Source organism: Gemella sp. zg-1178 (assembly GCF_018790995.1).
Classification (GTDB): domain Bacteria; phylum Bacillota; class Bacilli; order Staphylococcales; family Gemellaceae; genus Gemelliphila.
Genome location: NZ_JAHKEI010000037.1, coordinates 1 through 6,542 on the forward strand (window position 1 = coordinate 1; position 6,542 = coordinate 6,542).

The following is a 6,542-nucleotide window of genomic DNA, read 5'->3' on the forward strand; positions in this document are numbered from 1 at the left end:
TATTCTTTATGCTAGATTATTCTAACATATATTTTCTTTATTTATAATATCTGTAGAGTTTCTTTTTTATTACTTTTTGGTTACAAAAATAAATAATAAGTAAAATTTTTTTAATTTATGTCTTGGTGTTTCTATGAATTTCTAAATAAAAAATACGCCAAACTCCTTACAAATTTTTATAGAGATTTACAATTACCACCAAAAAATAAAAAAAATGCCCCTCATGGATTTGAAGCATACTAAAATAAAAAGTCATAGATAAATTATCTATGACTTTTTATTTTAAAACTTCTAAAAAGGTTCTTACCATTATTTTTACATCACTTGAAAAACTAAAATTCTCAAGATAAGCAAGATTATATTTCATCTTTTCTGGTAAGATTTTTTCTATATAAACTTGGTCTACACTCATGCCCTGCGAGGTATATTTTTCAATTTTTTCATCTTCATCTTTATATTCTATGCTAGCAATAGACGTTACTCCAGCTGGCAAAAGCAGACTTGCATACATGAGATCAGAATACTTATCAACATATTTTTTCACCTCTGGACGAGTACCCACAAAACTCATATCACCTAGCAATATATTAATAAGTTGAGGCAATTCATCAATACGCAATTTTCTTAATTTTTTCCCTACTGAACTTATGCGGGGGTCATCTTGCAAGGTAACTAGAGAGCCTAACTTGTCAGCATTTTTTACCATGGTTCTAAACTTATAAATTCTAAACTCCCTGCCGTAACTTGTAACTCTAGCCTGTCTATAAAAAATTTCTCCCTCACTATCAAGTTTTATCCAAATTGCTATAAATAAAAAAACTGGACTAAGTAATATCAATAAAAATAAAGCGAGTATTTTATCAAATATTTTTTTTATTAACAAAGAAAATTTTTTTCTATGAATTATTTTATAATAATATTCTACTGCTGAATTTTGAAATCTACTATCTAAATCTGAAAATTTTTTCATAAGGCTCCACTTTATAACTAATTTATTGACAATTATACCATAAAATTTTTAAAAATAATACTGTGTAAAATATATAATAAAAAAGATTAATAAAATTAATTTTATTAATCTTTTACTTGTATGACTAAAATAAATAAGAATATATTTAATTCCCCTATTGAACTTAATATTTAAATTTATCTAAATCCATTTCTTCAAGTTTTACAAACTTAGTTTTCTTAATTAGTTTATGAGCTAAACATATAATAATTATTAGTACTGGTGGCAAAATATCATAGATTGCCGCTGCAAAACCACCCTTAGAAAAGTCAGCATAAGTTTGTAATACAATTAAGGCTACAAATGCAAAGACAGCTAAATAAGAACCAAACAAACCAAATTTTGCTCTATAGGGTAGAACTTCTTTTTCATTTTTTCCTTGTTTTCTTATTGCATTTCTTAATCTTATTTGTGCAATTATAGATATCGACCAAACACATACTACTAAAACTCCTACAAGGGCTAGCAACATGTAGTAACCAGCAGCGTTATATTTTTCAAAAATAAAACTTAATACTATGACCACCACACTTGTTAAAACTGCTAATTGCGGACTAGAATTAGTGCTTAACTTAGAAAATACTTTTGGAGCATAGCCTCTTGTACTCAAAGAAAATAATTGTCTACTTGAAAAGTATATACCAGAATTTCCTGCTGAAAGCACAGATGCACATATTACAGCATTCATTACAGTGGCCGCAATTAACATACCAGCATTTTCAAAAACTAATGTAAATGGTGATGCAAGGATATTAGATGTATCTAGTAGTCTGGGGTCACTTGCAGGAATTACTGCTGATATTATAAATATTGTTGCTACATAAAATATTAAAATTCTCCAGAAAACTTGATTAACTGCTTTTGGCATAGTTTCTGCCGGATTTTGACTTTCTCCTGAAGCTACTGCTACTGATTCAGTTCCTCCAAAAGAAAAGGCCGCTGTTGATAAGATAGCGAAAAATCCTAAAAATCCTTCTGCACCACTAATTTTATTATTTGCAACAAAAGTATTTAAACCGTGTGCTTGCCCACCTAAAATTCCAAATATTAAAGCAAAACCTGAAATTAAAAATATAATTACTGTTATTACCTTAATAAAAGTTAGCCAATATTCTATTTCTCCGAATATTCTAACACTAGTGATATTAATTACACACAGTACTATTAAAAAGAAAATACATAGTGTAAATGAAGAAAACTGTTGGAAGAATGACCAAAACTGTAAAACTTTTGATAAAGTTATTATGTCTATTCCTGCAACTAAAATCCAAATAACCCAGTATAGCCAACCAACTGCAAAACCTAAAGATGGATCTATAAAACGTTCGGCATAAGAACTAAATGAACCTGATACTGGATAATAACTTGCCATCTCTCCTAGTGATGACATCAAAAAATATATGAATACACCTATTACTAAATAAGATAAGACCGCCTTGTAAGACCCTGCTTGGCTAACTACGGCTCCACTAGCCATAAATAAACCTGTTCCTATTGAACCTCCAATAGCCATCATAGAAATATGTCTTGATCGCAGATTTCTTTTCATTTTGACTTCTGTCATAATATCACATCCTTTTTTAAAAATTTTAATCTTAATTATATACCCATTTCCCAAGCTTGTAAAGTGTTTTTAAAAAATTTTCTGAATTTAATCTTACTTTTAAAAAATATAGGTTTAACTATATAAAAAGACCTACCCAAATGAGTAGGTATTTAAAATTACTATTAAAAAATAAAATCTTCATCTTCTAGTGCTTCAACATTCATACTAACCACATAACCATCTCCCTTAACACTGAAGAAGTCGTGATTTTTAGTAGAAGTGTCCATAGCATTTTCAATAATTGGATTTAAGTCCTTGTGTTCAAAATATCCCGGATAACCTAAATTTGCCAAAGCCCTATTTGCATTATATTCTATATAATCTTTTACCTGCTCTGTTAAACCTATTTGGTCATACAAGTCTTTTGTATAAGCTAATTCATTATCATACAAGTCCAGTAATAGGTCATACATTTCTTTTTCTGCTAGTTTCTGTTCTTCTTGAGTTAGGCTTTTAAATATTTCTTGAGCGTCAAAGCCTGTAAATGAGCCGTGAATAGTTTCATCTAAAAGAATTTTACGAATAATCTCTCCAGAAGTTGTAACCTTACCTTGCCCAGCTAGGTATAAAGGATAGAAAAATCCGCTATAAAAAATATATGATTCCAAAAATACCGATGCTACTCTTGCCATGTATAAGTCATAAGTTGACACTTCTGGCTTAAATAATTTCATATAATAACTTTCTATTCTTAAAGCCTTATACTGTAATTTTTTATTTTCTACTACCCACTCATCTAATAAATAATCAGTTTCTTTACTGGGTATCAAAGATGTGAAGATTGTAGAATAACTTTTAGCGTGCATCTGCTCCATCATTCCCATAAAGCTATATACTGCTTGTTTTCTCATATCTTCTGTGTGTAAAGACACCAAAGGCATTCCCTTATCGCCTTGTTGCGTATCTAAACCTGTCAAGCCTGCAAGAACTTTTTTATAAGTATCACGCTCTAAATCATTTAAGTCTTCAGTCCAGCTCTTAATATCCTTAGACACCTTAAACTCCGTATCAACCCAAAATTGAGCGATATTCTGACGCCAATACATAAATGTTAAATCGTCTTGTTTATTCCAATTTACTGCTTTCATCTAAAATTCCTCTTAATTCTATACAGCACAAGAAGTACATTCTTCTACTGATAATAATTTATTTCTAGTGTAATATAGTGATTTTAAACCTTTGTGGTGGGCATAGATGTAGTATCTAGCCAACTGTCTAGTTGTAATATCCGAATTTACATACAGTATTACAGAAATACCCTGATCTACATGTTCTTGAATAACTGCCATTAAGTCTATCAATTTCATCTGGTCAATAGTAAAGGCTGATTTGTAGTACCATTGATTGCGGGCATTAAGATATGGCATAGGATAAAATGTTTCAGCATTACCATAAGTACGACGTTCTATCTTATCAACTATGGGTAAAACACTTGATGTTGAGTTCTGCACATAAGAAATACTTTGAGTAGGTGCTATAGCCATTCTATATGCGTGGTATAAACCATGTTCCCTTACCTTGTTTTTCAAAATATCCCAATCCTCTTTTGTTGGTATATAAATATCTTCAAATAAGGCTTTTACCTTATCTGTTTTTGGAAGATAGTCCTGCTCTACATATCTTTTAAAGTAATTTCCCTTATAATACTCAGATTTTTCAAAGTCTTTAAATGTTTCCTTACGTTCCCTAGCTATCATCATAGAACGTTCAATAGTATAGAAATTAACCATCATAAAGAAGACATTGGCAAAATCTTTAGCTTCTTCACTTTCGTAGGCTATTAAATTCTTAGTTAAGTAACCATGTAAATTCATAGCTCCTAAACCAACTGAATGAAATTCATCATTAGCCTTTACAACACCAGGAGCATTTTTTATTTTTGTAGAATTTGATACAAATGTTAAAGCGTCCATACCAGAATAGACAGATTCTTTAATCTTCTTGCTTTCCATAACATTAACAATATTTAATGAAGCAAGATTACAAGATATATCACGTTTAATTATATCTGCTTCTCCATAATCTTTTATTATAGAAGTTTCTTGTAATTGGAAAATTTCTGTACAAAGATTACTCATTTTAACCTGACCTATTTCTTTTAGGGCATGATTTTTATTAGCATTGTCCTTAAACATCATATATGGATAACCTGATTGTAGCTGAGTTGAAGCTATTAAAGATAGCATATCACGAGCTGAGTATTTTCTCTTAATAACATTGTCATTAGCTACAAATTTATCATAATATTTAGCTATATCTATATCATCTAAAACCAGCCCATATTCTTCCCAAATAGAATGAGGGCCGAACATATAAAAGTCCTTATTTTCTTTTGCCAAATCAAAGAATAATGACGGCACTATCAAGCCTGTTGAAATTGTAGGCAAGCGTAATTCTTCATCAGCATTAACTTTTTTAGTATCCAAAAACTCCAGTACGTCATAGTGGAAAATATTTAAGTAGACTGCTCCAGCTCCAGGTCTTTGCCCCAGTTGGTCTGCATAAGAAAAACCTTGTTCTAAGGACTTAGCTACTGGTATAACACCCTTAGCAACGCCTTTTATACCCTTGATACTTTCTCCTCTGGCACGCAGTTTTGATAAATTTATCGCAACACCGCCCCCAATTTTCGACAATTGCTTAGCCGTAGAATCAACATAATTGATAGAGTTAAGAGAGTCCCCCACCTCTAATAAAAAGCAAGATACCAACTCCCCACGACGACTACGTCCAGCATTTAAAAAAGTTGGTGTCGCTGGTTGAACACGTTGCTCTAACATTGCTATAATAAGTTGCTTAGCCAAAGATGCATCACCATTAGCCAAATACATAGCTACAATAAATACGTGTTGATTATAATTTTCTAAATATTGTTTCTTATCATTTGTTTTCAAGGCGTAATCTTTATAAAACTTACTTGCAGCCATATATGACTTAAATTCAAACTTATAATTTGTAGCAAACTCTAAACAATCTAAAATTTCTTCTTCTATATATTTTTTAAAAATATTATCATAGAAATTTTCTTCAACTAAATATTTTAAACGTTTCATCTCTGAACTAAATTTCACAGTCCTATCATCAACTTCACGTAAAAATTCAGCAATAGCTTCCTTGTCTTTTCCTAATTTAAAAAAACCAGTATCATCTCTTTTTGTTACTTCATTATTTAATTCAATATGTCTGTATTCTTTCATTAATCTTTCATCTCCAAATAAATTTTTTTAAACTTTATCAAATCTTTAGTATTCCCATGCAACTCTATTTTCATAAGCAAGGGAACTTTATAGTCTTGACTTATCCTATCGGCGGCCTTGGCAAAACGATTTCCCCAATTCTTATTACCACTACCAACTACACCAACAAGATTTTTATGATTATTTTTCAAAAATTCACTTACATCATCTGGGATTTGACCAAAACCAATAGTAGGCGTAACTAATATATAATTAAAGTCTACTTCAGAATCAATTTCCCATAAATTCACCATATCTTCCTTTGGAATTTTGCACATATTTAAGAATCTTAAACAATTACCTGTCAGTGAATAATAAACTATTTTCATACTACTTCCCCTAATATTAATTCAGCCTAAAACAAAATCTAAACGAAAATTATTTTCTGGAAATTATTTTATATGCTAATAATTTTACACTTAAATTTTTACTTTTTCAATTAAAATAATCAAGCATTTCTTAAGAAAAACATTATTAATTATATTTTTAAAAAAATTTAATTTTTTATATTGATTTAATAAGAAGTTATAAAAAATTTATTTTTAAAAATTTTTATAAAATTCTTAGATTTATATATTAAAGTATATTAAAATAACTATTGTAAAATTTTACTAATTTTATAAAAATATTATTCTTATATCAATAAGAAATTACTTATTTCATTACAAATTTCTTATACATCATAAATTAC

At 29.5% G+C, this 6,542-nt stretch carries 5 protein-coding genes; all 5 read right to left on the reverse strand.

Annotation, left to right across the window (positions count from 1 at the left end):
- Positions 1–277 precede the first annotated feature (277 nt).
- Positions 278–970, reverse strand: coding sequence for a sugar transferase (locus KMP12_RS07040; RefSeq protein ID WP_215757014.1), 693 nt, complete (start codon positions 968–970; stop codon positions 278–280).
- A 163-nt stretch (positions 971–1,133) separates the two neighbouring features.
- Complete coding sequence (locus tag KMP12_RS07045; protein ID WP_215757015.1) at positions 1,134–2,573, reverse strand: amino acid permease; 1,440 nt, start codon at positions 2,571–2,573, stop codon at positions 1,134–1,136.
- 164 nt (positions 2,574–2,737) lie between these two features.
- Positions 2,738–3,703, reverse strand: a complete 966-nt coding sequence (nrdF, locus tag KMP12_RS07050) for a class 1b ribonucleoside-diphosphate reductase subunit beta (RefSeq protein ID WP_215757016.1) — start codon at positions 3,701–3,703, stop codon at positions 2,738–2,740.
- Between the two features lie 18 nt (positions 3,704–3,721).
- The gene (gene nrdE, locus KMP12_RS07055) at positions 3,722–5,812 is read right to left on the reverse strand and encodes a class 1b ribonucleoside-diphosphate reductase subunit alpha (protein ID WP_215757017.1); all 2,091 of its coding nucleotides are present in this window, start codon (positions 5,810–5,812) and stop codon (positions 3,722–3,724) included.
- Positions 5,812–6,180 carry a class Ib ribonucleoside-diphosphate reductase assembly flavoprotein NrdI gene (gene nrdI / locus KMP12_RS07060; protein ID WP_215757018.1) on the reverse strand — a complete coding sequence of 123 codons (369 nt, stop codon included), beginning with the start codon at positions 6,178–6,180 and terminating at the stop codon, positions 5,812–5,814. Before nrdI ends, nrdE begins: the two co-directional genes overlap by 1 nt.
- Positions 6,181–6,542 lie beyond the last annotated feature (362 nt).